Origin of the sequence: Chitinophaga filiformis, from assembly GCF_021646545.1 — a bacterium.
GTDB classification, from domain to species: domain Bacteria; phylum Bacteroidota; class Bacteroidia; order Chitinophagales; family Chitinophagaceae; genus Chitinophaga; species Chitinophaga filiformis_A.
Genome location: NZ_JAKIRP010000002.1, coordinates 586,713 through 611,018 on the forward strand (window position 1 = coordinate 586,713; position 24,306 = coordinate 611,018).

A 24,306-nucleotide genomic window follows, 5' to 3' on the forward strand; every position below is an offset into this window, starting at 1 on the left:
TTATTGAGTTTATTTGCAGCCATTTACTGCGGATTTTAAAACGCTTGCAGGACGAACGCCCTTTTCTTTCAGGAATGCTTCGCAGTTCGGGCAGATAGGTCTGCTGGCTGCCACTGACTTTACTTCCAGTTTTTTCGAGTGAGCAAAGTTGATGGCTGTAACTTCCGCATGCCCTGCACCGTGTGCCCGGATCTCACCTTCTTTCAGGCTATCCCTGATTGCGGGAGAAAGGTGGGTGTCATTTGACGCTATGACAAGGAAATGATCACCTGTGGTAGGATCAACTGCATGTGCTACGGCCACCGTTTTATAACCCTCGCTGTCGCCGTACATCTTGGCCAGCTCACTAGCCCGTTCCCTCATCATTTCATCTGTAGGAGGTCCTTTTAGGGGTGATACAGGTCCCTGAGGCGGCACAGGCACGAGCCCCAAAGGATCGACACTGTCCGTCGTGTTCACGTAGCTGTAAAACCGTAAGCCACCACCCAGTCCGGCGGGATCCTGGCTGATATATAGACCCTCTTCCGGGCTATAGTACCTGAACCTGTTGTAGTAAAGGCCTGTTTCCTGGTCTTCATACTGTCCCTGGTACCGGAAAGGAATAAACTCCCGGTTGCCCGCTAACTTACGTATACTGCCAGATATATCCAATTCGCAATCCCATACCTTGTCTCCGGAATCATTATACGCCTGGCAGGGAGTACCCAGGTGATCAGTTATTATTGAGTACTGTTTTCCATTGGCAATCCTGGCTGCCGGTGCAAAGGATCCTTCATCAAATATCCAGGTGACCAGTGCTTCTGCGGGGACGGGTTCCGGGTGATCTTCCTGGACGTTACCTAATTCGTCTACGCTTATATGAGGCCGTTCCTTCACAGGATAACTCCACTCATGCAGCAGTGTATTGCCGTCCCAGAGAAACCTGGTAAGTTTCCCGTTGTACAGTTTTTCTATACGTCTTCCCAAGGGGTCATAACGGAATTCCACTGCCTTGCCATCGGGACGTAACACTCTTTTAAGCAGCCCGTTTCCATGCCATTCGTATTCCCACGCTTTTGTTCCGCGGGTGGCCAGCTTTTTCACCAGTTGGCCTTCTTCATTGTAGATGAACCGCCAATCAGGCGTTTCCAGAAGTTGTCCGCCGGGGCCATATTTGCGGTCGTTCCGGGATTGAGATCTGTATAGATTGCCGGTTTTGTCCGCAAGACGGTAATCATATTGTCCGTCTTCATACTGTGCCCAGGCCAGGTTGCAGAAGTCGTCATGCCCGAACTTCAGCACGCCGTTGCTGATGCCATCCAGGATCTGTTTCAGTTGATGGCTGGCATTCCAGCGGTAATGTTTCCTGCGCATTTGTTGTTGTCCGCTATCCACGAAGTGGCAGTCAGGCAATCCTGCTTTATCATAACTCCACCCGCTCCTGACGCCTCCGGGAAGACTGCGTTCAATTTCCAGTCCCAGGTGATTGCGTTCAATGCAGGCGATCCAGGGATCAGGCAGGTCTGTGGCCTTCGCATACAGGCTGACTACATCGCCATCAGCGTTCCGCCGGAGCTGCAGGCTGGCGCCAAGGCTGCTTTGCATTCCGATACGCCTGCCTGTGCGGTCATATGTACTTGTAACAGTAAAACCGTTCTGCGATTCCTGAATGATCCTTCCTGCGGTATCACGTTCTATCCTGACGGTACTGTATTCATTGACGGCTTCGATGATCTTGCCATTGAGGTCATAGCTATACGTTTCCCAGCTGCCGTCACTATGTTCGGCACGGGTCAGTCTTCCATTTACATCATATTCATAATTTGACCATCGCTTTTCGGGACGCAGTACTTTTATCACCTTGCCTGCAGCATCCAGTTCATAGCGTTTATGATGGCCATCAAAGGAAACTTCTTCTATAATATTTCCGCGGCCATTGCGCAGGAAACTGTATTTTTCTCCATGCTCATTTATCAGCGCCGTCAGCTGATCATTATTGTTATATAAAAAGTGAAGTTTTGAACCGTTTTCCTGCCTCATTTTAAGGCTGCCCATGGCAGTGTATGCAAAATGTACTTCACGATGCCTGTCTACCAGCCGGGTAACATCCTGGTAAGCGTTGTACTCCAGTTTTATGTGGTTGCCATCCGGTAGGTTTGTTTCCGTCATCCGGCCCAGCGCATCATAGCGGAAACGCCTTTCCTGAGCCAGGGGATTGCGGGTAGCGATACACTGGCCCCAGGGGTTATATTCCCAGGTAGAGAGGCCTCCGTTTGGCAGGGTAAGTGCTGACAGATTGTAGTCATCGTCATATGCGAGTACGGTTTTTTGTTTCTTGTGGTCCTCTATCTGACCCAGTAAATTCAGGTCGTTGTATCTGAAAATAGTCATACTACCGTCTGCATCAGTAACCGTATGCAGGAGACCGTTAAATTGGTCGTTCTGATAATAGACATATGACCGGGTATTGCCCTGAGCATCCTTCGCTAACAGCATTCTGCCATCTTCATCATATGCGAAGGAAAGAGCACTGCCGTCCGGCTGTTCAACGCTGATACAGTTGCCCCGTTCATCGTAGGAATATCCTTTCATGTTTCCTTCTTCATCAATTTCCCGGTATAATTCGAAGTCTGCTGTGTACTCGAAAAATCTGGAATGTCCCAGAGGATCTTTGATCTGTGTTACCAGGAAGTCGGGGTTGTAGTAGTAAGTGGTGATATTTCCCAGTGCATCAGTGACGTGATTATAGCCTTCTTTCGTATGATAATCAATCCAGCCTTCCATAATGCCACCATCTCCCGATGTGTGGATACAGCGTCGCTGCTTGTCATAGTCCCAGCGAAATGTTTGTCCATTGCGATCAGTTTTGGCAACCATTAAATGATTGCGGTACTGAATATGGGTAGTCTGTTCATGTGCATCGGTGATTTCGCTCAGGTCGCCGGCTTCATTATATCCGTAGCGTACGAGCAGTTGTTGGTGGCCCCGATGATATGCAGTGACTGCCGTTATATATCCGTTTGGGTTGTTTTCGATCTCCAGGCGCCGGCCAGCGCTGTCTATTACTTCCACCAGCTGCATTTTGTAATTATAAGTGAAGTTGATCGTAAAGCCGGCCTCATTGCTGATGGTGTGGAGGTAATATTGCTGGTCCTGAAAACGGGACTTTTGAAATTGATAAAATAGCCTGCGCTGATGATCAAATAACTGGTACTGATCAGGATCGGTGCGGGTAAGTGTCAGGTTTTCATGTCGATGATAATCAGTGTCTCCAGGGTAAGGCAGTGGATTAAAAATTGCGCTGCGCCCATCACCGAGTAACACAGCAGTAGCGTCGTCTTCATTTAGCTCTACGACACGCATGTCATAGCTAAGCTGAGTTCCATGTCCCAGAGGACCTGTATGCGGACTATCACTGTTCCATGATCGCGACCATATTAAAGGCAGGGGGCCAGGCAACTCAAAGTCGACGCCGTCATAGATAACGATACCCTGAATTAAGTCCACCGGCTCAAATCCTTTCTTACATAACATGGCGCTGAGTTTGTTGCTGCCGATCTTTCCCTGCAGTGCATGGTTAAATCGGGTGAGCCCTTTTTTACCCAGTTTGCCGGCACCTTTCATGAGCGCGCCGAAACCAAAGGAAGCAACAAGGTTCAACATGGCTCCTGCCCAGTCAGGCACATAGGGGCCGCCTACCATTACCGGTTTGCCAAATGAAACCGGGATTGAAAATGAGGTAGGCAGATACATGCTGGGAATGGGCTTTAGTTTTTTGCCTGGCTGTAAGGACAGAGGGATACCAATGTCATTACACGTCATCAACATATGCCCGGAAGGGCTCATGAGGTTGCCCTCGACTTTTACTTTCTTACTGCCAAAGAAGTTCACCGAGTCGTGGCCGATCATAGGCGCCAACAGGAAAGGGCCACCCATGGGTATATGAAATAAGATGATAATAATACCGGAAGTATCGCTTTTACCGCGCGGCACATGGTTCACTTTGGTGGTCGCGCCCATAAATGGGATATAGTCCATAGGATCAATTACAAACCCGATATATGGATGGGGAAGTGGGATCGGAAAGCCGAACAGTATTACAATGTGTATATCCAGTCCGATAACCGGGGTGAAATGTTTATTGCTAACCAGCATACAATGGTTTATTTGGGTCTGATACGAAACGGGTTACAGGCAATAGGGGGACAAAAACTCTACTGTAATATAAGATTTTCTTAAAAAATTTAGCTTCGAAAATGATATCGTTCTTCAGGTCCTGACTGGTGAATTCTTTTCGGGGATATTCTGCAAGCTCAACCCGACCAGCATTTGCAAATCCTAACAGTAAGTCCGGTATCATGCCATGCAGCTGATACCGGACTTCTGTATTATAAACAGGGGATTACCAGGGCATAGCGCCTGCTTCCCCGAAGTATTGACCAGTAGGGCCGTTTTCATCCAACATCGCGTATTTAGCCAGGTTGATGCAGTTCTCAGCGGCAGATTTGCCACCGCTATGCCCATTAAAATCTGTGGAGGTCCAACCGGGTGTTACGCAGTTAATCTTGAAGCCTTTGTCCTTGTACTGAAATGCCAACGCTACCGTATAAGCATTCAACGCAGTTTTTGACGGACCGTATGAAATGGATTTAGCCTTATATAGTATCCAATTTTCGTCCTGGTGTTTGGTTAATGAAGCCAGGTCGCTGGTGATGTTTTCGATCACCGCCAGTTTGCTTTGTTCCAGGAAGGGAAGGAAGGCCTCCGTAGTCATGATGGCGCCGAAGAAATTGGTCTCAAATACGTGACGTACGTCTGCTACGTTTAAAGGCTGTGAAGGATCCTGACGGCGTCCCAGAATGCCCGCATTATTGATCAGGATATCCAGCACATTTTCTTTACGACCATATGCTTCGGCAGCGCGTGTGACAGAGGTCTGATCAGATACATCAATTTCTATCAGTTCGCAATGCACAAGGCCTTCCGCTTGTAATGTATCTACGCTGCGCTGGCCTGTAACTGCGTTGCGGCAACCCATGTATACAAAGTACCCCTGTTGTAATAAATACTTAGCGAGCTCAAATCCCAGGCCCTTATTGGCGCCGGTTATCAATACCTTTCTCATATTATGTTATTTTTTTTAAGAATGCAATGTTTTGACAGCGGATGGCGGGTAACCAAATGCTTTTTTAAAGGCAAAGGAAAAGTGTGTGTAATCTTTGAAGCCTACATCTTCGAATACATCCCAGGCAGATAAGCCCTGTGACAGCAGCATTTCATGCGCTTTGTGCAGGCGTTGCTGCATGAGCCATGCATGGGGGGGCATGCCAAACGCCTTTTGAAAATCACGCTTAAAAGTAGCCAGGCTGCGTCCTGTGAGGTAAGCAAATCTATCGATGTTCACATTGTATCGGTAATTACGCTGCATGAAAGGTTCAAGATCCATTTTGCGCGGTGACCGAAAATCGAACAACAAATTCTGCAGGGATGGCTGTACTTCCAGCAAGATCATAATGGCCTCTCTTATTTTCATATTTTGTAACGCGTTGCTTGCCGGTTGCATGGTCTCATAGTAAGGCTTCAGCGATTGAAAGAAGTTAAGCAATAAGGGTGCACGCGGTAATTGCAACACGCGGGACCCATTGTAAGTCGCTTTGGAAGAAAACTGTAGCTCAGCGCTCATACTCAGTAGTGTATCGCGGTCCAGCCGAACCGTGATCACAACAAACTGTTCGCCGTTCGGTGGTATCTTTACAAACCGGCCCAGCTGGTCTTTCGCAAACAGCCGGATGTCACCTGCTTTGAACAGGTGCTTGCCATCGTCTGCATAAAATTCCTGGGAACCGGCTAGCAGGTAGCTAAGTGCATGCTCCGCAATGAAATGTTCGCCTTCTTTGTTAGTGGCGCTGTAGCAATAATGAACGATCTGTGAACGTTGAACGGTCGGCTTCTCCATGACTTACTTGCATTGCTGCATTTTTGACAAGACAAAGTTAGGAGAGGAACATGTTATGACGTTTTGTTGTTTGGCTCATATTGGTTTGTTGGTTGGCTCATTTGAGAGGTGCTTTGCTCCCGGGAATTCGCGATGTTAATGGGGGTAGTTTCGCGGCAGATAAATAACATTACGGCGTAACTGTCTCTAAATAATTCCCATTAAAGTAGCTGCATGACAAGCTTCGGTTGAATTTTTTACACGTAGTTTTTCGATTATGTTTTGCCTGTGGCGGTCGACAGTATTCTTGCTTATATACAGTTTTTCTGATATCTCTTTACTTGCACTGCCTTTGGCAATTTCTTTCAGGACCTCAATTTCACGCTTTGTCAGGATTTTTTTTAAGCGGAGGTCCGTACCTGACAATGTTTCACCATTACTGGAATTAATAATGGTATATGGCGTAGTTTGGTCTCCGTTGTTTGGGGAAGTAAAGCTGTATATGTATAGAACAAGTTGAATGCTATCCACAGATGAGGCATAGAATATTTTCAATTCCAGCGGGACATATACTTTATTTTTTGCCATCACCCTGATTCTCATGACGAGATAATAATTTAAACGTTCCTCCTGGGGTTTGTTTTTAATATAATGAAATAACTGCAGTTCCATTGTTTGTTTAGACCTGAGATCATCGGGATGAATGCATTTTAAAATACGCTCTTCCCAGACTGAGTCTGACATTTCAGAGGTCATTTTCTCTCCAATGCCGAGATGCGCTGATAAGGCTCCGTGATAAGTATAATTTCTTCGCGATTTAAAGTCAGTAAGAACCGCGGTTGAATTTTGTAAAACAGAGAATATGAAGGCGACATGCATGTATTTTTGGAGGGACATCTTTGGATCAAGCTCGCTGGCAAAATCCTGGTTGAATATGTCATTAAGAGATGGATTAGCTGTCGTCATAAAAATGGTCATTTATTACTATTTACCCTTGCTTTCGCGCTGAATACCTTTGCGAAGGTAATAGATTGTACAGTTATTTAGTAAGCAACTAAATGCTGTAAATCAATTTTGAAAGGCAAATATATATAGGCACGATGAAACAGAAAATCAGGAACATTTTATTAAAGATTAGTATTTGGGCATGTGCTATGCCAATGGTTATTTTTTTTATGGTAATGACATTCATGCTTATTCCGAGGTTACAGCTGTTGCTGGGACACATGCAACTCCTGGATACAATGTCTAACGGCTATAATGCGTCTTATGTGCATCAGTTATTAGAGAAATTTCGAAGCGAGGGAAGAGAAGCTTATTTATCACTTGAACTGTATGCAGATATTCCTTTTATTTTTTTGTATGTCATTACTTTTACAGTGTCAATTACGAAATTGCTTGTGAAAAACGGTCTGTGGAATAGTGCACTATTCTATAGCTTGCTTTTTCCAATACTGGCGGGGGCGTTCGACCTGGGAGAGGATATTGGTATCATCAGTATGCTAATATCTGAAAATGAGATTTCGGCAAGTATTATAAAGCTGACTTCCTGTAGCACTATTCTTAAGGGAGTTTTCCTGCCTCTTACACTGCTAACGTTGTTCTCACAGTTAGGATTGATGGGGTATAGAAAGTTGAAATTGAAAAATAAAACGTCTCTGATTCGGTAGGGCCTAGCGGAAGAGTAAACGAATACTGATCATGGTACAGGCGGGTTTTAAATTTTCCACTCAACAGGCTGGAAATCCCTTACAGCGGTACCAACCTAAACGAACTCAGGAAATAAGTAGGTATTTCATTCCCGGCTAAAAGAAAGCAACTTTGCATTCACCAGTTCAAAAAACTCCTTTTTATACGCTTCTCCTATAACAATTGGTTTTGTTTCGTTCAGGATCCTCACCATATTACCTTCTATGGCGGTCAGATGACTGAGTGATATAATAAACGACTTATGTATGCGTACAAAACCCATCGTTGACAGGTGTTCAGCAAGTTCTTTCAGCTTCAGATAGGCGGTGATCTTCCGCTGGTCGTCCATCTGAATAACAACATAATTGCCCATACCCTCGATGTATGTGATCCTACGGGAGTCGATCTTCAGTAACTTGCCTTTTTGTTCTGTTTTTACAAATACGTAACTATCCTGGTCACTTTTCAATTGGGTGGCATTGTGAAAAGTCCACAGGCGATTAACGGCTTTCAGAAACCTGACAAATGCTATCGGTTTTAACAGGTAGTCTACCACGGCGTGTTCAAAGCCTTCCAGTGCATATTCTTTATAGGCCGTTGTCATGATAATATAACTGTCCTTGCCGACGAGATTTAGTATTTCTATACCGGTAAGATTTGGCATCTGCACATCCAGAAAGATGAGCCGCGGTCGTAGGTCTGTTATCATTGTAAGTCCTCTTACCGGATCTGTGGTCGTGCCCACTAAACGTAGGAAATGTACCTGATCGATATGTTCTTTGAGAAGATCGATAGCATGCTGCTCATCATCTATAATGATACAATCTATCATATGTTCCAGTTTATTTTTAATGATACGCTAAAGAATTGTTCCTCGTTCTGCAATATGAAACTGCAACGGTGTCCATAGGTCAGACTGAGTCGCTGGCTGATATTCTGAAGACCAACCCCATTAGACAACTCCTTAATACCTTTTCCTTTTTTATTACTGATGTCAAAAGAAAACTCGTTTACATTGGTACATACTTTTATAAGCAGGGGATGAGCCGCGTTATGCAGATCGCCATGTTTAAAGGCATTTTCCACCAAAGTTATCAGCACCAATGGAATAATCCTAATCGACTGGTCATCGATCTGTTCTTCATACTGAACATGTAAATGCCGGTTATGACGGCGCTGATTAATTTCAACGACATTTTTCATATGCTCTAACTCATCCATAATGCTCACCTGTCCGTCTGTTGTATCGCTTTTTCCCAGTGCATACCGCATAATGTTTGCCAGTATCAGTATCGAATCCGCAGTTTCCTTATCTAGTTTAATAACTTTTCCATAAATGAAACTTAACGAATTAAACAGGAAATGAGGATTGATCTGGTGCTTTAACGCACTGAGTTCTGCTTCTGTTCTTTGTTTTTCCAACATGATACGTTCTTTCCCTTTTCGTATCCATTCCACTAACAGTGCTATTGAAAAACTTGTAATAATGTTAAATACGTACACTATCAGCAATAGCCAGCTCATACTGTTCCGAGATAATGAAGTTTTGGTGGAAACAACATTATGCTCCCGCTGGATCAAAAAGTAGCCATAGTTCAATATGAATTTAATGAGGAAAAGCAATATTGTGATCATCAGCAATTTGCTGTACTTACGCTCCTTATGCATCGCAGGAATGATCACTTCAAATATCAGTACATAATGGGTAATAACTGATTCGACTACAAAAAGTAGCAGATTCCATGGACTAGTAAATTCTTTAGTGGTTCGCCCGGGATCCACTACGTATGACAGGAAGAAGAAAGAGCCATACATAAGCAAGGAGAATAATGCTAATAAAAGCAATCGCCTGTAATTTACTATAAACATCAGGTGACGGTTTTTATAAAGAAGAATTGCGTAAGGGTACTTACGCAATTCCACTATGGGTTTACTGATTGTACTTAATAAAGGTTGCAATTATCTTTGTTTCCTTAATATCCCTTGTTTGAGAGGATGAATTGGCTATTACCTTATCCTTCTTCGTTTTACTTGCAATGGCTGTGCCATTTTGCTGGGTAACGACCACATCTTCTGTGAGCGTCATAATTACGCCATCTGCTCCTTTGGCTTTTCCCATTTCTATCACCTTTTGCTGGGTGGCTTCTATTGAACCAAATCCTTTCTCAAGGGTGGTAGAACCCATGGTTGTATATTGCTTTCTGATGTCAGCCTTGTCGAGATATACGTCAACATTTGAAGTGGGTGGATATGTGGTTCCAAAATAAGATGGCTTTGCACATGCAGTCATCAACGTGATAAGCAGTATTCCAAATAACTGAATTAATGTTCCTTTTTTCATTTTAGATGTTTTTAAATGTGTCAATTGCTGATTGCGCTATTTAGTGCGAAATCATGAGCAAAACTATCCTGACACAGCTACCTCTGAAACTTTGTTATTTGAAATGGCGTTTGCTGCATGTGAACAGGATCTGTTTTTGCCATTCAGCTACATCGTCGGCCACAGCAATCGCTTCGATCTCTATCAGGGACCGGCGATGAGGTTATAGGGAGTTTTTCGCTGGAGGGAATAATAAGTCAGCCAAGCCATGACTTTCTCCTGATATACACAATGCCCTTGCTACGACAACAAGGGCATTGTATTAATATGGTTTCCACATATCTACTGCTTCACTACTTTTTCCCGGAACACCTTACCGCCATTCTGTATGACAACAAAGTATATCCCTGGCGTAAGCCCGCCAAGATCAATAGACTGCTGATAGCTATCTACGTTACCAACTTTAATAGTTTTAACGAGTACTCCCTGTATATTCACCACCTGTACATAAGTTGTGGCTTGCACATCCAATCCCTGTAGCTGAACAGACATATTATTCACTACCGGATTAGGGAACACTTTCACAACACTTGAAGCAGGTACATCGACGGTCTTTTCTATCTCCGGCGCTGCCGCTACCATTAATCCCGCGCTGGCAGCTCCACCATGATAAATAAACCCTGCTCCCTCATGTTCTTGACCATTAGAATATGGCATTGCGCCGATAAGCACATCACTGAAACCATCGCCATTAACATCTCCTGCGCCGTTCGAGTTTACGTGGGCGCGTGTGGACGAAATAGATCCGGCATCTGTTACACCAGTTGGCACTAATCAGACCGATTCCTGCCGTTAATTTGTGAAACCTTATTGTATGAAGGAGACCTTTCATACAATAAGGTTTTTTACACTACGCGATCTATGGTTATCTTTAGAAGAGCATACTATCTGGGTACAGCTTGGAGAATGCTGTCATAACACACTTGTGTGGTATGATTTTCATTCATTAATAGCGCATTAGCGATGACTGGCATCATTGAACAAGTAAAAAATGAACTTGAAAAAATGACACCAGAACAAGTTGACGAAATTATTGCGAAGTCTAAAAAACAAGAAAAAAGACGATTTCTCTATATTTACATCAAGAGAAGATTATCACTTTCAATTAGGCAACGTAAAACTGACACTAGAATTAGACGAAAATATCACTAAACACTTTCTAACAAGTTAAGCTGAATTTGAACGACTTAAATCACTTGCGTTGATGCAGCTAGAAAAGGAAAAAGTAGATGAAGAAGGAAATGTAAAACTTATGTAAAAGGCAAAAGGGACTTGCCCGAAAATGAATCCAAACAGAATAATAATTATAAAGAAAATTGGAAGCGGCTCGTATATTTATAAAACGACATACGAAAAATTGGCGCTTTTGCAACCGTACCGAGTAACGACATATGTTTTAAGTGTTAGCTGCTATGCTAAACGACACCCAAGAAAAAAGAAATGAAAAGAAGTTATTATCAAAACACAGTAGATAAATTTTTAGAAGAAGAGACAAATTCAATTTTCGGACAACTCGCAAAGAATCACCAACACGACCTTGAAGATCAACAAAAAAATGCGTGGTTCAAACAAATTGACTTTTTGAAATCATGGCTCAAAGATATTCAAGGAAACATTTACTTTGAATTTTCCATTCCACGAATGGGCAAACGTGTTGACAATATTCTTATCGCAAATAATTTCATCTTTGTTATTGAGTTTAAAATTGGAGATAATCTTTACACAAAAGACGCAGAATATCAAACAATAGATTATTGCCTTGACTTGCAAAATTTTCACGAAGGCAGCCATGACAAGACAATTATTCCAGTTTTAGTTGCGACAAAAGCAGACAACGTAACAAACGACATTCAAAGTGCAATTTGTTTAGACAATTGTATTCTTTGCAACGCTGGCAATTTTGAAAGCACTTTAAAAAATATTTTAGCAGCTCAAACAGCGAAACAAAGCATTAATGTTTTTGATTGGGAAAATAGCGCATATAGACCGACACCGACAATTATTGAGGCAGCGAAAGCGCTTTACAAAGGACATAATGTTCAAGAAATTTCCCGTAGCGATTCAGGTGCAATCAATCTTTCACGAACAGCAACTGCGATAAATAAAATCATTGAACATACAAAGACAAATAAACGGAAATCAATTTGTTTTTTGACAGGTATCCCAGGCGCAGGAAAAACGCTTGCGGGTTTAAATATTGCAAACGAGCGACTGAAGGCAGACGAATCTGAACACTCTGTTTTTCTTTCGGGTAACGGCCCTTTAGTTGACGTTTTAAGAGAAGCGTTGACACGAGACTCTGTAGAAACTGCAAAAGCAAATGGTGAAAAATTAACACGTACAAAAGCTGAACGAGAAGCAAAAGCATTTATTCAAAACATTCATCATTTCCGAGACGACAATTTAAAAACTGGAAAAGCACCAATTGAAAAAGTTGTAGTTTTTGATGAAGCGCAAAGGGCTTGGCAAAAAGAGCAAGTCTCAAAGTTTATGAAAACCAAAAAAGGAATTGACGACTTTGAAATGTCTGAACCAGATTATTTGATAAGCGTAATGAATCGCCACAAAGATTGGTGCACAATTGTTTGTTTAATTGGTGGCGGGCAAGAAATCAACACAGGAGAAGCAGGTGTTTCAGAATGGATTAAATCGTTAAAACAAAAGTATCCAAACTGGAACGTTTACTATTCCGACAAAATCCTAAGCGAAAAAACAACTTATCTAAATGATGAAGAACTTTTGACTTGGCTACAAACTAACGGAAACAAGGAAACGGATTTGCATTTGGCTGTTTCCCTTCGTTCATTCAGAAGCGAAAAAGTTGCGTTGTTTATTCAATATATTTTAGAAAACGAAAGCGAAAAGGCAAAAGCCATTTTCACTTCATTCAAAGACAACTATCCAATTATTCTAACAAGGAACTTAATCGATGCAAAAAACTGGCTCAAACAAAAAGCAAAAGGAACAGAACGTATTGGTGTTATTGCAAGTTCAGGTGGACGAAGGTTACGTGCAAACGGAATTGACGTAAAAAATGAAATTGAACCAGCGAATTGGTTTCTAAATGACAAAGATGATGTTCGTTCATCATATTACTTAGAAGAGACAGCAACGGAATTTGACATACAAGGATTAGAGATTGATTTTACTTGTGTTGCTTGGGATATCAATTTATATTATGACAATGGTTGGAATTTTCAAAATTTTAAAGGTTCAAAATGGCAAAATGTCAATCAAGATTCTGCTAAAAATTATCTCTTGAATTCATACCGTGTTTTGTTGACACGTGCGAGACAAGGAATGATTATATTCGTTCCAAACGTTGACAATACAGACGCAACAAGACCGAAAGAGTTTTACGACAAAACTTTTGAATATTTTAAACAATGTGGACTAACAACAATATAGACAAAAACACAAGATGCTCCGCATAACCTTTGTGTTTACACAAAGAATTTTACACTACCTCAATTATTTAAAGCGAGACTATAAAATATATTGTGTAAACGATAAGGCAACTGTTTAGAGCCGACATCTGTTCTCAAAGATCGTTAAAAATTGATGGAGTATGATCCCCCAGTTATGGAGAGTCATACTCCATTTCTTTTCTATGTTCATTATAGCCAGGTATACGGCCTTTTGAGCCGCGGTATCGTCAGTAAACTGGACCTTGGTCTTAGTGTATTTACGGATACCTCTATTGAGATTTTCAATAGTATTAGTTGTATACATGATCTTGCGGATCTCAAGAGGGAACTCAAAATAGCTGGTAAGATTATCCCAGTTGTTCTCCCAGGATTGAATAGCATGGCGGTATTTAGTTCCCCATTTGGCACCAAATGCACCTAGTGCGTGCTCTGCAGCCTCCCTGTTGGTAGCGCCATAGACCTCTTTAAGATCAGCGCAAAACTCCTTTCTGTCTTTCCATACTACAAATTTGCAACTATTGCGGATCTGATGAACAACACATAATTGAGTAACCGTCTGCGGAAATACGCCCTTTATAGCGTCGGTAAAACCCTTTAAGTTGTCTGTGCAGGCAATCAGTAATCAGTATATCTTCTACACCACGAGCCTTTAAATCGGTTAAAACACTCATCCAGAAGGATGCAGACTCTGTTTCTGCCATCCACATACCCAACACTTCCTTTAAACCGTCTTTTTTGAGCCCAATAACCAGGTAAATACACTTGTTGATGTATTTGCCATTCTGCTTTACTTTAAGAATGATACCGTCCATCCAGACAGTAAAATAGACCGATTCCAGAGGACGATTCTGCCAGCTTTTAACGTGTTCGGTAATGCGATGAGTAACATTAGAAATAGTGCCTTCGCTCACCTCCACACCATATACTTCTTTAACATGCTCGCTAATATGAGAAGTTGTCATTCCCCGACTGTACATGCCAATGATAGCCTCTTCCAGCTTATCGCTCATCCGTTGCCCTTTGGGAATAAGGGCTGGGTCAAATTCACTATTACGGTCACGAGGAATATTGAGTGCGAGATCGCCGAGAGATTCGGTTTTAACCTTCTTTTTGTAAGACCCATTACGGCTATTCCCTGAATTGCGGCCTTCAGGGCTATGCTTCTCATAACCGAGATGCTCATCTAGTTCTGCTTTCAGCATTTCCTCGACTCCTTGCTTAAAGAGACCATTAAAGAAGGTGTGAAACTCTTCCTTATTCTTGAACTGTTTAAAGAAGTCCTTAGGGAATTGTGGGTGTTGATTGTCCATAATACTGTATTCAAAGTTAAAAAATATCGGGGGCAAATCCAGCCGCTGTACCCAGCAGGTGTCGTTTCGTTCGGCTCCGCTCCGCCTCACTTCACTCCACCTGCTGGGTGGTATTAACTCGTATACAGTTGCGTGTTATACTATTTACACAAAGAACTAAATACTACCTTTAAAGCAGCTAACAATCCTTTTTATTTGAGTATTTCATTTGATTGTCAGTTGCAATAGCTTCTATCTACATAAATTTTTGAGCCTCCAGACATGTAATAGCATCCACCTCTTGGTCCTCTAATATATCTGGTAGATTGTTTGTACGTTTGTTTTTGTGTCGAGGAACCTTTTGTTTCTGAAGTAACGCGACTTGTTACTGCCGGCGTGACATTTTGTTGTTCTGGAATGTAGTCGTAGTTTGGCTCGTACTTGTAATAACGTCTGCTTTTGTAAGTTGCTATATCAGCGTTTGCCGCTTCTATTTTATCTATGCTATCGGACAAATCATTTTTATTTACGAAACCCTCTATATCTTCCAAGCCAACTTTCACATAAGGCGTGTTGTCATTGTAACCTAAAAATTTCAGATATGAACCTAAATAAACTTTCCCGATGGTTTTGCCTTTGTCAGAAGGTTTGTTTTTTAAAAGAGTGAACTCCTTGTTTACAAATAAATAACCTTGCACTCTTTCGGCAAAAGCTAAACTATCAGCAATTCTTTTTTGCTCTGCTCTCTTTGCAGTTTCGGTGCTGTCTTTGATACGCTTTTCTGTCTGTGTGAGCTTTTGTTCATATTTCCGATATTCTTTCAATTCGTTTTCATAATACTCTGTCGCCCAATCTTTGTCCAAAGCTTCTAATGTGGTTATGTCGTCAAAGTAATAAGGTATTTTTAAATGCTCATTATTCTTGTAAAGCTCATAGAAGTTGTCAAGTTGATTTTGTATTCTTACGATGTAGCTTTTTGCATCGCTAATTATCTTGTTTTCCGGCACACGTAGCACTTTAATCATTGAGCCGTTGATTTCAAGCTCAGAAATGGAACTTTCAATTGACTTTTTCTTTTTGCCATCTTTGATTTTCCCTACAATGCCTCTTCCCAAACCTGCGCCTAATTCAATAGCAGAACCAGGGGCAATTTGTGCAGAACAGGTCAACATCGAAAGAATGCAAATTACAAAAGCAAATAGTTTCAAAAAATATCTCATAATTATAGGATTGTAGAATAGCAGATAACGTTTGTTACCACTATTATACACTATTTTTCGACAAAAACGCAATTTCCACTCCTGCCGGTGTTCCCAAGGCCGTTGTCGTGTCTTCTGACCGACAACAGAAGTCGGTAATAGGCTAACGGGTTAGATCGAAGCGACACAATCTGCGGGATCTTCCTACCGCCCTTATCTGGAAGACGTCCCTCTACCTCAACTCGCGTAAGTCAGTAGTAGCGAAGCGATCTCCTTTGATTTTGTCGAATTGATCAATTGCAATTTAGTTTTTACCATATCGAACGAAGACTAGGGGGTGAAAAACAAAGCATAAGGGATATTTTGAATGTGCATTAACTATATCATTATATCGAGATTCAGTTGATAGAACCTTTTGAGCAAGCAGAAGTTGAGGGATATCAATGGCTTTACGATTTGGATTGATCTATAGACTTGCTATTTTCTCCTGGCAATACATGGTAATCCTTGCGAAGCTTGAAACGTTAAAGAATCTCTCAGTTAAAAACTTTATCCATGGAACCTGTTATAGGTTGAAGAAGAGTAGATTATATCAAGAAGGAATTATGCATTAAACAAAAAATCCGCTAGTGGAGCGGATTTCCTGTTTTACGTGCCCAGTGATGGTACGTTTTCGATTGCGCTGTGCCAAGTCCGTGAGGTGGGGATTTTTTTTAGATGAAACACCTCTTAATCACCCGGCAGGTAACCAATCCTGTCCGACAAGGTCTAGTCAACCATCGGAAGCGAGTGTTGCGTAGTCGTCAGAGATGATGGCACGAAGCGTAGACAGTGACTGCCGAAGGTATGCTATTGAGCCTCGAAATGTTCCTGTATGTTGAAGCTTTAGTTGTTCGAAAAGCTAAAGCAACATCAAACCTGCGCTATAGACGAGTGGGGGCGATTCGATCGGGGTCTGAGAACATATCAAAGGCAGACTGGGGTGATACGGGAACACAGGAGAGCCTAAAGTCTCCAAACGGAAATCGGTATATAGGATTGACCGAACAAGAATAATCCAGGCTTACAAGGTTTATATCGTCACCTTGTAAGCGCCAAGAAAAGGCGATATCGGGAGGTATCCGAACCGAGAGAAATTGAAGGTAAGGAGAAGGACGAAGGCAGTCTTAGCATCCTCATAGTACCGTTAGAAGGGTGGGAAATCAGCTCTATGAAAGCCACTTATTAGGGAAGAGGGATGTCTGTTTGCGGAACTAGCATCTTAGCAACACCAAATGTACCAGAGACATGAACGAAGTGTTAACAGTAGAGATGCAGATAACGGCCCGGGCAAGGAAGCATCGGGGAGAAGCGCTGACTAACCTGCATGATTTTATAGATATCAGACTATTGCATGACAGCTTCGATTCCCTGAATAAGAAGGGTGCAAGCGGAGTAGATGCGGAGAAATGGACTGATTACAATAGACAAAGAAATGAGAGAATCCCCGAGTTATTGACGGCTTTTAGGAGCGGTAACTACCGTGCACCCAACGTCCGGGGGGTATTTATACCTAAAGGAGATGGAAAGCTGCTCGCACGGATCTGTGGGGGAGCGGGGAGGTAACGAACCGCTCTACCCGGAACCAGATAATGTTGATGATAAGAAAGTTATTAACTAAGGTCTAGTTGTTATTGAACTTTTTACAGAGATTAATATCGGATTAACCTGCCGAAGTCAGCATAAAGCTATTTTTGAAAATTATTCTTTAAACAGAGCGTGAATAGTTTTATGGATAAAGTATACAAGGAATGGTTTTCACGAATTAAATATAAAGTTCAACAGGCACAGTTACGAGCCGTTAGTAATTTCAATACCATTTTGATTGAACTTTACTGGGATCTAGGGAGAGAAATTGTAGCAAGGCAGGCCGAGTTTAAATGGGGGGACAATTTTCTTCAACAGCTATCCACAGACTTAAAAGCAAGTTTCCCTCAAATAAATGGATTTTCCCGGAGGAATTTATATACGATAAGACAATGGTACTTATTCTTTTCTCAACAATTTGAATTTGTGCCACAGCCTGTGGCACAATTACCCTGGTCATATCAAAGAACGGCGATTTCCAAAGTAAAAGACATAGATATTGCCATTGTCTATGCAAATGCTACTCATAAAAATAGCTGGTCCCGTGATACGCTGGAAGCAAACATAAAAAATAGTTACCATTTAAGGTTTGGAAAGGCGGATCATAATTTTAAAACAACGCTTCCGAAACCTCAGTCCGATTTGGCCGTAGAAAGTATAAAAGATCCATATCATTTCGACTTTCTAGGGTTAGAGGATGATGCTCAGGAACGTGAAATAGAACAGGCGCTTACACGAAGAATTATGGACTTTATGTTAGAGCTTGGGAAAGGCTTTGCATTTGTCGGACGTCAATATAAACTGGAAATAAATGAATCAGATTATTTCTTGGATTTGCTGTTCTATCATTTGCATCTACGATGCTATGTGGTAATAGAATTAAAAGCGGGCAAATTCAAGCCAGAATATGCAGGTAAGTTAAACTTCTACTTATCTGCTGTGGATAGTCAGCTAAGGCATTCAACTGATAATGCCTCAATAGGGATCATCTTATGTAGGATGAAAGACAAAATAGAGGTTGAATATTCCCTTCGTGATATGAATAAACCTATAGGCGTTAGCGCTTTTGAGTTGTCCGAAATCATTCCTGAAGATTTAAAGACTCAACTTCCTACGATAGAAGAAATGGAGAGGGGCCTGATTGATGAACATCAGGTAGTGGACTAATTAGGTGATACATATGGTAGCATGGAAGACTGGAGATTCATAAAGCAAGGCATGATTGCGATGGCTCTATTATTATTACAATAACGACCGAATCAAGCAAAACTAAACGGCTTGAGTCCTGTACAATACCGAACTCAAGGCGCTTAATCTTTTATAAACCCGTCTAACCTGAAGGGGCCACTTCAATTAGCGGGTTTGTCGTTTTTTGTGCCCAGTAGCGGAACGTTTTCAAACCAAATGGTATTGATTATTAACAAGCTGTATTCTGTGCATAGTCAAATTAGTTTGTTTTATATTTCTTGACAATCTCATGGAAGAATGTTAGTCTTTCGACAAGTTGTCTTACCACCCCTGGAACCTTGACATTCTTCTACGCTTTCCCGGTATTACTCTAATAACCTTCTCACTGTATGCTGATTGTGGTCGATTAATTGCATGCAGGTATAGGCCGACGCTGGCGGCTACCATCCCGGTAGGCTAAAGATGTTATCACCTGCGTCGCCGTATATTTTTAGGCGACGAAGGTGATGATAACATCAAAAAGTGCGGGTAGTACGTTTGTACTTTTAGACGTTAAGGCTTATCACCCACCATGTGCCGCCGTCACTTTTGTATATCACACATTCGCCTGGTGCAATCAGGCTCTTGTCACCTGTAGATACTCCGTTAACGGTTATATTCTGGGTTCCAATATTGCGGACACCTACTTCTCTACGCCGCCAGGAACTTGCAGTAGGAAGATTAACTACACCAGGTGTGGTCGTGCGGTTCATAAAAACCATTCCTATTCCTTCCGCTACCGAATAAGATTGAACACTTGTAGTCACATCCTCTGGATCGAAAGGAACCCACCTGGTAACTCCGTTCAACTTAGCTCTTATGATATAGCGACCTGAAGCATTTCCGTCCAGGTTATTGAAACTTAGTACATCGTTAGTCGTTTCATTAAAGGCGGTAAATGCATCGTTAAAGTTGATACATGTAAATTTCCCATTGACTCCGGCAAAAGAAATATCGCCGATTTTACTCGTGCTGGTAGTATAGAGTGTTCCGTAGAAAATAGTGCCTGTTGCCAGCCCTCCAGTGACCCAGTAATTCTCATAGGCGGCTGTAAGCCATACTTTGTTATCTGGCGCCGAAAGGCTGTTTGTGTTATCTTCACGGAAATAGAATTTGTTGGTTACTGCTGGCGCCTCTACGCGGCTAAGAAAAAAATCATTGTTCACCGCACCTTCTGCATAAATACCATTCTCAACTCCTTCGAGGCCCACATCTCTTATGGTATTCGTTTCAGGCCTCGAAGTTCCGGAAATGCGTTCAAACTTGATACCATAGGTCCCCCCGGCTGGTCCACTCGTACCGCCGCCCAGTTGCCCACCTTCTACCGTGTTTCGGTTGCACCAGGTACTGCCGTCTACTGAAAAAAGGATTGCTGTTCGATTTGAACGAAGTGACCCTGTGATTCGGACTGTATTGTACTGTGCGCCGTCCAATACGCCCTGATTTACTCCTGCAATATTGATTGCATTTCGGAAACTAAGCAGGCGATTCACTTCAACATAGCAGTTTTGGGTATTACGTAATAAAATCCCGGTTCCCTGATAAGCATCATACTGGGTTGCATTCGAGGCTGACGGATTAGTACCGGTTAATACGCCGTAAAATTGAAGACGGTGAAAAAAGCCCTCGACGACAAATCCGTCGCCATCAAAAGTTAAATCACCGTAGGTGTATAGAACAAACTTTTTAGCACTCGTATTTTTCGGCTGAATTAGTTCAAGCGCATCATTAAAATACCAGTTTCCATGAGGAATGATCATGGGTTGACCATCATTAACATCAGCTACCATATCGTTAAAGGCGGTAACATTAGCGGCTTTTGCCAGTGCGGAGCTGTCGTTTGCAATGCCTCCATACTGATCGATGGATATGGCGTCAGCTAGGGTGAAAATGGAACTAACACTTTTGGGAGAAGAATCGGGATTACTGTTTTTTTTCATAACACAAGGGTTTAACAATAGTGATATTTTACTTATTCTATAAATGTACGATTACTGACTGCACCCATTGGTATAGTCGGCCGTTGCTGGTATCGTTGTATCCCTACGAGCAACAGCATCTATGTGGTAATTCAGGAGAGGCTTAACTTTGCTTAAGTTTCCAGTTATGTGGAAGAAGTTCTTTGATTCGGTTTACGGGATAGCTGGCTATTCTACTGAGAACGTCCTGTAACCATTCGACAGGGTCAACCTTATGCATTTTACAAGTCCCAAGCAAGCTATATAGCATTGCGGATCTTCTCGCAGCCTCATGTGAGCCCGCAAACAGATGATTTTTTCGACCCAGTGCTATAGGTCTTATAGAGTTTTCAATCGGGTTGTTATCTGGTAACAGATGTCCTGTTTGAGCATATGCGCATAGTTTATTCCATCTTTTTATGCTATAAGCCAGTGCTTGTCCAATTGGGCTCTTAGGAAGAACTTGTGGATACTGGTTAATCATCCATACCCCTAACTCTGCGAGGATAGGAACAGCCTTCTCAAAACGGTGAGATTTACGATCTGCTATATCATATGCCTGAGCATTGCATTCCCGCTCTATTTCATAGAGTAACTGCATTTGCTGAAGAACATGCTCCGCACGGCTGCGGTCATGCTCCATCGCATCCACAAAATATCTCCGTGCGTGAGCCATACAATGAATGAGATTTATTCCACTGCTTTCGGCAATCGTATCGTAGACCTGGTAACCATCCGTCTGGATTGTACCTTTAAATTTTTTCAACATTTGTGCGGGGCCATCTTTATTGCGGCCCTCCTGGTAATCGAAGACTACCAGCTTGCTTATGCTGTCCTGATAGGCCCAAAAGAAGCCTCGATGAGTTTTTCCTTTCTTATCCTTGTCCAGCACTGGCATGGGGCTCTCGTCGCACTGTATGTAGTCAGCATTAAGTACCTGATCGACGAGGGCTCCATAAAGAGGGGTTATCAGGTTAGCCGCAGCACCAACCCAATCCGTCAACGTCGAGTACGGAAGTTTTACCCCGGAACGCTCAAAACGTTGCATTTGACGATACAGTGGTAAGTGATCAACAAATTTATCGATGATCATCTGTGCTAACAGCCCCGGTCCTGCAATGCATTTCGGCAATGGCATGTCTGGCAATGGTGCTGTTATTATCTGAGAGAAGTCTACGGCATTAGATTCCGGTGCCAGGTACTTGGGCCGGATGTATCGTTTGACATATAGTTCTGCAGCCTTGTATTCCAAAACTTCTGTTTCCAGTTGCCCAATCCTCTTGCTTCCTTGTGGAAGATCTATCGGATCAATGACAATTTCCTCTCTGCGTAAGTGATCGGGTAGTTTATTTCTACCTGGGTGCTGAACCGGTTCCGTATTGATTTTGTTACGAGTATAGGAGATTTTCTGGGCACTTACAATACTGCTGGTGGCCGTTTGGCCAGCTTTTATATCCAGCGACAATTGCTGTACTGACGCCTCTGTGGAAACAAACTTCTCGTGGCGGCTACCAAAGATCATTTTCTTCAATACTGCCAGCTCATGCTTTAACTGGCTGATGGTTTGTTCTGCCTGTTCATAACGTTCCTTATAATCAATGTTGGGGTGTTGCTGCATCACGAGATGCAATGTTAGACAATCATTCTGTAAATATTGTTAGCGCGAAGTTAACGGCTGGCATTTTTTTGATTATATCGTTTTCGATAGTGCACCTTTTCCAGGCTAATCCCCTGCAAGATCAATATCAGCTGGCTATAGTTAATCACCACATGTGTTTGGTCGTGCAGGAATGGTGGTAATTCAAACGTACCTTCCTCTAATCGTTTATGAAAGATGGCAAAGCCATCGCCCTGCCAAACGAGTAATTTCAGCTGGTTGCGATTACTATTCAGGAAAATAAACACGTCTATCGACAACGGGTCCACCTTCATCTGGTCTCTGGCGATAGATGCCAGGCTATAAAAGCTCTTGTTGATGTTAATGGGGGATCTGTAAAGGAAATACCTGCATTCTGGGTTTAAAGCAATCATCTTTCTGCGGATAATAGTTCATTGAGGAAAGACACCGGAACAGGATGGTTGATTATGAGTTTCCTATTATCAGGCAACAAGTATTCAGCAAAAGGAATTACCGGGTTCGATCTTTCTGGAATCAGGGCAACAAAAGATCCAGGTTGATTTACTTTGGACTTTCTCTTACGCCCCATATCGAACTGCTTTATCCAGTTCTTCAACGCATTTACTGATATTTGCTTTTGTTCACAAAATACTTTCATCTTCAGGTTACTTTGCTGCCATTCAGAAAGTAGTCGCTTCTTTTCAGTGATAGACAGACGCACAGCTGATGCTGCCCTTGGTTGTGATAAATCTTGGATCATAATGAGCGCAAACTAATCACTTTCGATGATTAGGAGAAGATGCTGTTGCTCGTAGGGATACGTATCGTTGGTGATTTTAATTCAGCACATTACAATGCTATGCAAGACGTAAACACATAGAAGGCTTTCTGGTTTCGGTTTGCCAAAATTCATTTTGGCGCTGCCAGTTATGGCATGTGTATGCCATTTTAATCCTTTAGAAATGCTATGAGGAGTGTAAGGGACGTTAACTTTTTTCTTTTAGGCTTGTTAAACTATATGTTTAATAAGAATCCCCCAGGTTTTCAACTTGATCCACTTGGGATCAAGTTGAAAACCTGGGGGATTCTGGATTTAAGCATAGATCTTAGCTAAGCATGTCTAATATGCTAAATTTAAACATGACCTACAGGTGCACTTGATGATCAACTATCGGACTAAATCAATCAATGATATAAAAAACATGATATCATATCACGGCCCCAGTATTGTAAGTCACTATTCTTAAATTAGTTTTAAAGAGCCTGCAACAATTCATAAAATTAACAATTACTTTATGAAATGGTCATAAATAAATGAAGCCGCAATTGCGGATAAAGTACCAACAATAAAACTAATTATAGCGGATTCAGCTCTAATTCTTCCGATAGAGATAGTATTATTATTCTTCGAGCCTGAAATCGAACCACCTCTATCTGCTAATTGCGAATTAGTGACCTTTTGTTCCATTATTTATTTTTTGATTTTATAATTTGTGAATTATCCCTCGCGACTTGAGAATTGATATACACATCACCATTTAAAGGAGTCATTAGCTCTTTCCGGGCTAAGTCTCTGTCTATTAATCGAATCGCGACATTCTCGAATATCACAGTGTTATCCTGGCACTCGAAGTTTTTAATATTTTGAATAGTATATACGATTAATTTATTTTGTCCTTTTGTTTCCTTACAAATTTTTAAAAACTTTGTTTCATCGCAATTAATCTTACTCAAATCGATATCGATTGTTTCGAAGGGAGTTGGCTTAAATGACATTAAATCTAGCCATGTTTTAATAATGTCGCCATTATTGATTACCTTTTTATAAGTGTCAATTATGTAGCCATTCTTATCCTTTGCTACTTTAAATGCATTGTTCCTTTGTGTGAAAACAAATAATATATCGGTAAAATATATACCTTCATCTTTTTCAATATTAGCTAGTAAGTCTGCTGATATAGTATAAACTGACATTTAG

Annotated in this window: 20 protein-coding genes; 4 read left to right on the plus strand and 16 right to left on the minus strand. The window is 41.9% G+C overall.

Annotation, left to right across the window (positions count from 1 at the left end):
* Positions 1 to 9: 9 nt before the first annotated feature.
* The 4 genes from L3C95_RS08695 to L3C95_RS08710 form a co-directional block, all read right to left on the minus strand.
* A complete protein-coding gene (locus L3C95_RS08695; protein ID WP_236386779.1) occupies positions 10 to 4,134 on the minus strand; it encodes a DUF6531 domain-containing protein in 4,125 nt (1,374 codons plus the stop codon).
* A 247-nt stretch (positions 4,135 to 4,381) separates the two neighbouring features.
* A complete protein-coding gene (locus tag L3C95_RS08700) occupies positions 4,382 to 5,104 on the minus strand; it encodes an SDR family NAD(P)-dependent oxidoreductase (RefSeq protein ID WP_236386781.1) in 723 nt (240 codons plus the stop codon).
* Positions 5,105 to 5,119: 15 nt separating this feature from the next.
* The gene (locus L3C95_RS08705) at positions 5,120 to 5,935 is read right to left on the minus strand and encodes a helix-turn-helix domain-containing protein (protein WP_236386784.1); all 816 of its coding nucleotides are present in this window, start codon (positions 5,933 to 5,935) and stop codon (positions 5,120 to 5,122) included.
* Positions 5,936 to 6,121: 186 nt separating this feature from the next.
* Positions 6,122 to 6,880: a response regulator transcription factor gene (locus tag L3C95_RS08710; RefSeq protein WP_236386787.1), complete on the minus strand. Its 759-nt coding sequence runs from the start codon at positions 6,878 to 6,880 to the stop codon at positions 6,122 to 6,124.
* Positions 6,881 to 7,014: 134 nt separating this feature from the next.
* On the opposite strand from L3C95_RS08710, the gene L3C95_RS08715 reads away from it, so the two are divergent.
* Positions 7,015 to 7,584, plus strand: coding sequence for a hypothetical protein (locus L3C95_RS08715; RefSeq protein WP_236386789.1), 570 nt, complete (start codon positions 7,015 to 7,017; stop codon positions 7,582 to 7,584).
* Positions 7,585 to 7,709: 125 nt separating this feature from the next.
* Here the strand turns inward: L3C95_RS08715 and L3C95_RS08720 are convergent, their stop codons facing one another.
* The 4 genes from L3C95_RS08720 to L3C95_RS35100 all read right to left on the minus strand — a co-directional run bounded on the left by L3C95_RS08720 (position 7,710) and on the right by L3C95_RS35100 (position 10,754).
* Positions 7,710 to 8,435, minus strand: coding sequence for a LytR/AlgR family response regulator transcription factor (locus tag L3C95_RS08720; RefSeq protein WP_236386790.1), 726 nt, complete (start codon positions 8,433 to 8,435; stop codon positions 7,710 to 7,712).
* The gene (locus L3C95_RS08725) at positions 8,432 to 9,472 is read right to left on the minus strand and encodes a sensor histidine kinase (protein ID WP_236386793.1); all 1,041 of its coding nucleotides are present in this window, start codon (positions 9,470 to 9,472) and stop codon (positions 8,432 to 8,434) included. Before L3C95_RS08725 ends, L3C95_RS08720 begins: the two co-directional genes overlap by 4 nt.
* A gap of 61 nt (positions 9,473 to 9,533) precedes the next feature.
* Positions 9,534 to 9,944, minus strand: coding sequence for a hypothetical protein (locus tag L3C95_RS08730; protein ID WP_236386796.1), 411 nt, complete (start codon positions 9,942 to 9,944; stop codon positions 9,534 to 9,536).
* A 321-nt stretch (positions 9,945 to 10,265) separates the two neighbouring features.
* Positions 10,266 to 10,754 carry a T9SS type A sorting domain-containing protein gene (locus L3C95_RS35100; protein ID WP_236386798.1) on the minus strand — a complete coding sequence of 163 codons (489 nt, stop codon included), beginning with the start codon at positions 10,752 to 10,754 and terminating at the stop codon, positions 10,266 to 10,268.
* A 669-nt stretch (positions 10,755 to 11,423) separates the two neighbouring features.
* On the opposite strand from L3C95_RS35100, the gene L3C95_RS08740 reads away from it, so the two are divergent.
* Complete coding sequence (locus L3C95_RS08740) at positions 11,424 to 13,391, plus strand: DUF2075 domain-containing protein (RefSeq protein WP_236386801.1); 1,968 nt, start codon at positions 11,424 to 11,426, stop codon at positions 13,389 to 13,391.
* A gap of 114 nt (positions 13,392 to 13,505) precedes the next feature.
* On the opposite strand, the gene L3C95_RS35205 is transcribed toward L3C95_RS08740, so the two are convergent.
* From L3C95_RS35205 to L3C95_RS08750, 3 genes are all read right to left on the minus strand, one after another.
* On the minus strand, positions 13,506 to 14,030 hold the full coding sequence (locus L3C95_RS35205; protein WP_410682949.1) for a transposase: 525 nt from the start codon (positions 14,028 to 14,030) through the stop codon (positions 13,506 to 13,508).
* Positions 13,927 to 14,721 (minus strand): IS256 family transposase, encoded by a 795-nt coding sequence (locus L3C95_RS08745; protein WP_236386803.1) that lies wholly within the window; start codon positions 14,719 to 14,721, stop codon positions 13,927 to 13,929. The genes L3C95_RS35205 and L3C95_RS08745 overlap by 104 nt, the downstream gene beginning before the upstream one ends.
* A 215-nt stretch (positions 14,722 to 14,936) precedes the next feature.
* Positions 14,937 to 15,920 carry a hypothetical protein gene (locus tag L3C95_RS08750; protein ID WP_236386806.1) on the minus strand — a complete coding sequence of 328 codons (984 nt, stop codon included), beginning with the start codon at positions 15,918 to 15,920 and terminating at the stop codon, positions 14,937 to 14,939.
* 1,266 nt (positions 15,921 to 17,186) lie between these two features.
* On the opposite strand from L3C95_RS08750, the gene L3C95_RS08755 reads away from it, so the two are divergent.
* A complete protein-coding gene (locus tag L3C95_RS08755; protein ID WP_236386808.1) occupies positions 17,187 to 17,504 on the plus strand; it encodes a hypothetical protein in 318 nt (105 codons plus the stop codon).
* A gap of 165 nt (positions 17,505 to 17,669) precedes the next feature.
* Positions 17,670 to 18,692, plus strand: a complete 1,023-nt coding sequence (locus L3C95_RS08760; protein ID WP_236386813.1) for a YhcG family protein — start codon at positions 17,670 to 17,672, stop codon at positions 18,690 to 18,692.
* 566 nt (positions 18,693 to 19,258) lie between these two features.
* Here the strand turns inward: L3C95_RS08760 and L3C95_RS08765 are convergent.
* The 5 genes from L3C95_RS08765 to L3C95_RS08785 form a co-directional block, all read right to left on the minus strand.
* Positions 19,259 to 20,692, minus strand: a complete 1,434-nt coding sequence (locus L3C95_RS08765) for a hypothetical protein (RefSeq protein ID WP_236386815.1) — start codon at positions 20,690 to 20,692, stop codon at positions 19,259 to 19,261.
* A 142-nt stretch (positions 20,693 to 20,834) separates the two neighbouring features.
* Entirely contained in the window at positions 20,835 to 22,328 is a 1,494-nt protein-coding gene (gene tnpC, locus L3C95_RS08770; protein WP_236387243.1) for an IS66 family transposase, read from the minus strand.
* Between the two features lie 50 nt (positions 22,329 to 22,378).
* Positions 22,379 to 22,741 carry an IS66 family insertion sequence element accessory protein TnpB gene (gene tnpB / locus L3C95_RS08775; protein WP_236386818.1) on the minus strand — a complete coding sequence of 121 codons (363 nt, stop codon included), beginning with the start codon at positions 22,739 to 22,741 and terminating at the stop codon, positions 22,379 to 22,381.
* A complete protein-coding gene (tnpA, locus tag L3C95_RS08780) occupies positions 22,738 to 23,088 on the minus strand; it encodes an IS66 family insertion sequence element accessory protein TnpA (protein WP_236386820.1) in 351 nt (116 codons plus the stop codon). The genes tnpB and tnpA overlap by 4 nt, the downstream gene beginning before the upstream one ends.
* Positions 23,089 to 23,795: 707 nt before the next feature.
* Positions 23,796 to 24,302, minus strand: a complete 507-nt coding sequence (locus tag L3C95_RS08785) for a hypothetical protein (protein ID WP_236386822.1) — start codon at positions 24,300 to 24,302, stop codon at positions 23,796 to 23,798.
* Positions 24,303 to 24,306 lie beyond the last annotated feature (4 nt).

What these genes read in the sequence shown, in the direction of transcription:
- L3C95_RS08695 (WP_236386779.1), bottom strand. Translation starts at nt 4,134, where the DNA reads ATGCTGGTTAGCAATAAACATTTCACCCCGGTTATCGGACTGGATATA.
- L3C95_RS08700 (WP_236386781.1), bottom strand. Translation starts at nt 5,104, where the DNA reads ATGAGAAAGGTATTGATAACCGGCGCCAATAAGGGCCTGGGATTTGAG.
- L3C95_RS08705 (WP_236386784.1), bottom strand. Translation starts at nt 5,935, where the DNA reads ATGGAGAAGCCGACCGTTCAACGTTCACAGATCGTTCATTATTGCTAC.
- L3C95_RS08710 (WP_236386787.1), bottom strand. Translation starts at nt 6,880, where the DNA reads ATGACGACAGCTAATCCATCTCTTAATGACATATTCAACCAGGATTTT.
- L3C95_RS08715 (WP_236386789.1), top strand. Translation starts at nt 7,015, where the DNA reads ATGAAACAGAAAATCAGGAACATTTTATTAAAGATTAGTATTTGGGCA.
- L3C95_RS08720 (WP_236386790.1), bottom strand. Translation starts at nt 8,435, where the DNA reads ATGATAGATTGTATCATTATAGATGATGAGCAGCATGCTATCGATCTT.
- L3C95_RS08725 (WP_236386793.1), bottom strand. Translation starts at nt 9,472, where the DNA reads ATGTTTATAGTAAATTACAGGCGATTGCTTTTATTAGCATTATTCTCC.
- L3C95_RS08730 (WP_236386796.1), bottom strand. Translation starts at nt 9,944, where the DNA reads ATGAAAAAAGGAACATTAATTCAGTTATTTGGAATACTGCTTATCACG.
- L3C95_RS08740 (WP_236386801.1), top strand. Translation starts at nt 11,424, where the DNA reads ATGAAAAGAAGTTATTATCAAAACACAGTAGATAAATTTTTAGAAGAA.
- L3C95_RS08745 (WP_236386803.1), bottom strand. Translation starts at nt 14,721, where the DNA reads ATGGACAATCAACACCCACAATTCCCTAAGGACTTCTTTAAACAGTTC.
- L3C95_RS08750 (WP_236386806.1), bottom strand. Translation starts at nt 15,920, where the DNA reads ATGAGATATTTTTTGAAACTATTTGCTTTTGTAATTTGCATTCTTTCG.
- L3C95_RS08755 (WP_236386808.1), top strand. Translation starts at nt 17,187, where the DNA reads ATGAACGAAGTGTTAACAGTAGAGATGCAGATAACGGCCCGGGCAAGG.
- L3C95_RS08760 (WP_236386813.1), top strand. Translation starts at nt 17,670, where the DNA reads ATGGATAAAGTATACAAGGAATGGTTTTCACGAATTAAATATAAAGTT.
- L3C95_RS08765 (WP_236386815.1), bottom strand. Translation starts at nt 20,692, where the DNA reads ATGAAAAAAAACAGTAATCCCGATTCTTCTCCCAAAAGTGTTAGTTCC.
- tnpC (WP_236387243.1), bottom strand. Translation starts at nt 22,328, where the DNA reads ATGCAGCAACACCCCAACATTGATTATAAGGAACGTTATGAACAGGCA.
- tnpB (WP_236386818.1), bottom strand. Translation starts at nt 22,741, where the DNA reads ATGATTGCTTTAAACCCAGAATGCAGGTATTTCCTTTACAGATCCCCC.
- tnpA (WP_236386820.1), bottom strand. Translation starts at nt 23,088, where the DNA reads ATGATCCAAGATTTATCACAACCAAGGGCAGCATCAGCTGTGCGTCTG.
- L3C95_RS08785 (WP_236386822.1), bottom strand. Translation starts at nt 24,302, where the DNA reads ATGTCAGTTTATACTATATCAGCAGACTTACTAGCTAATATTGAAAAA.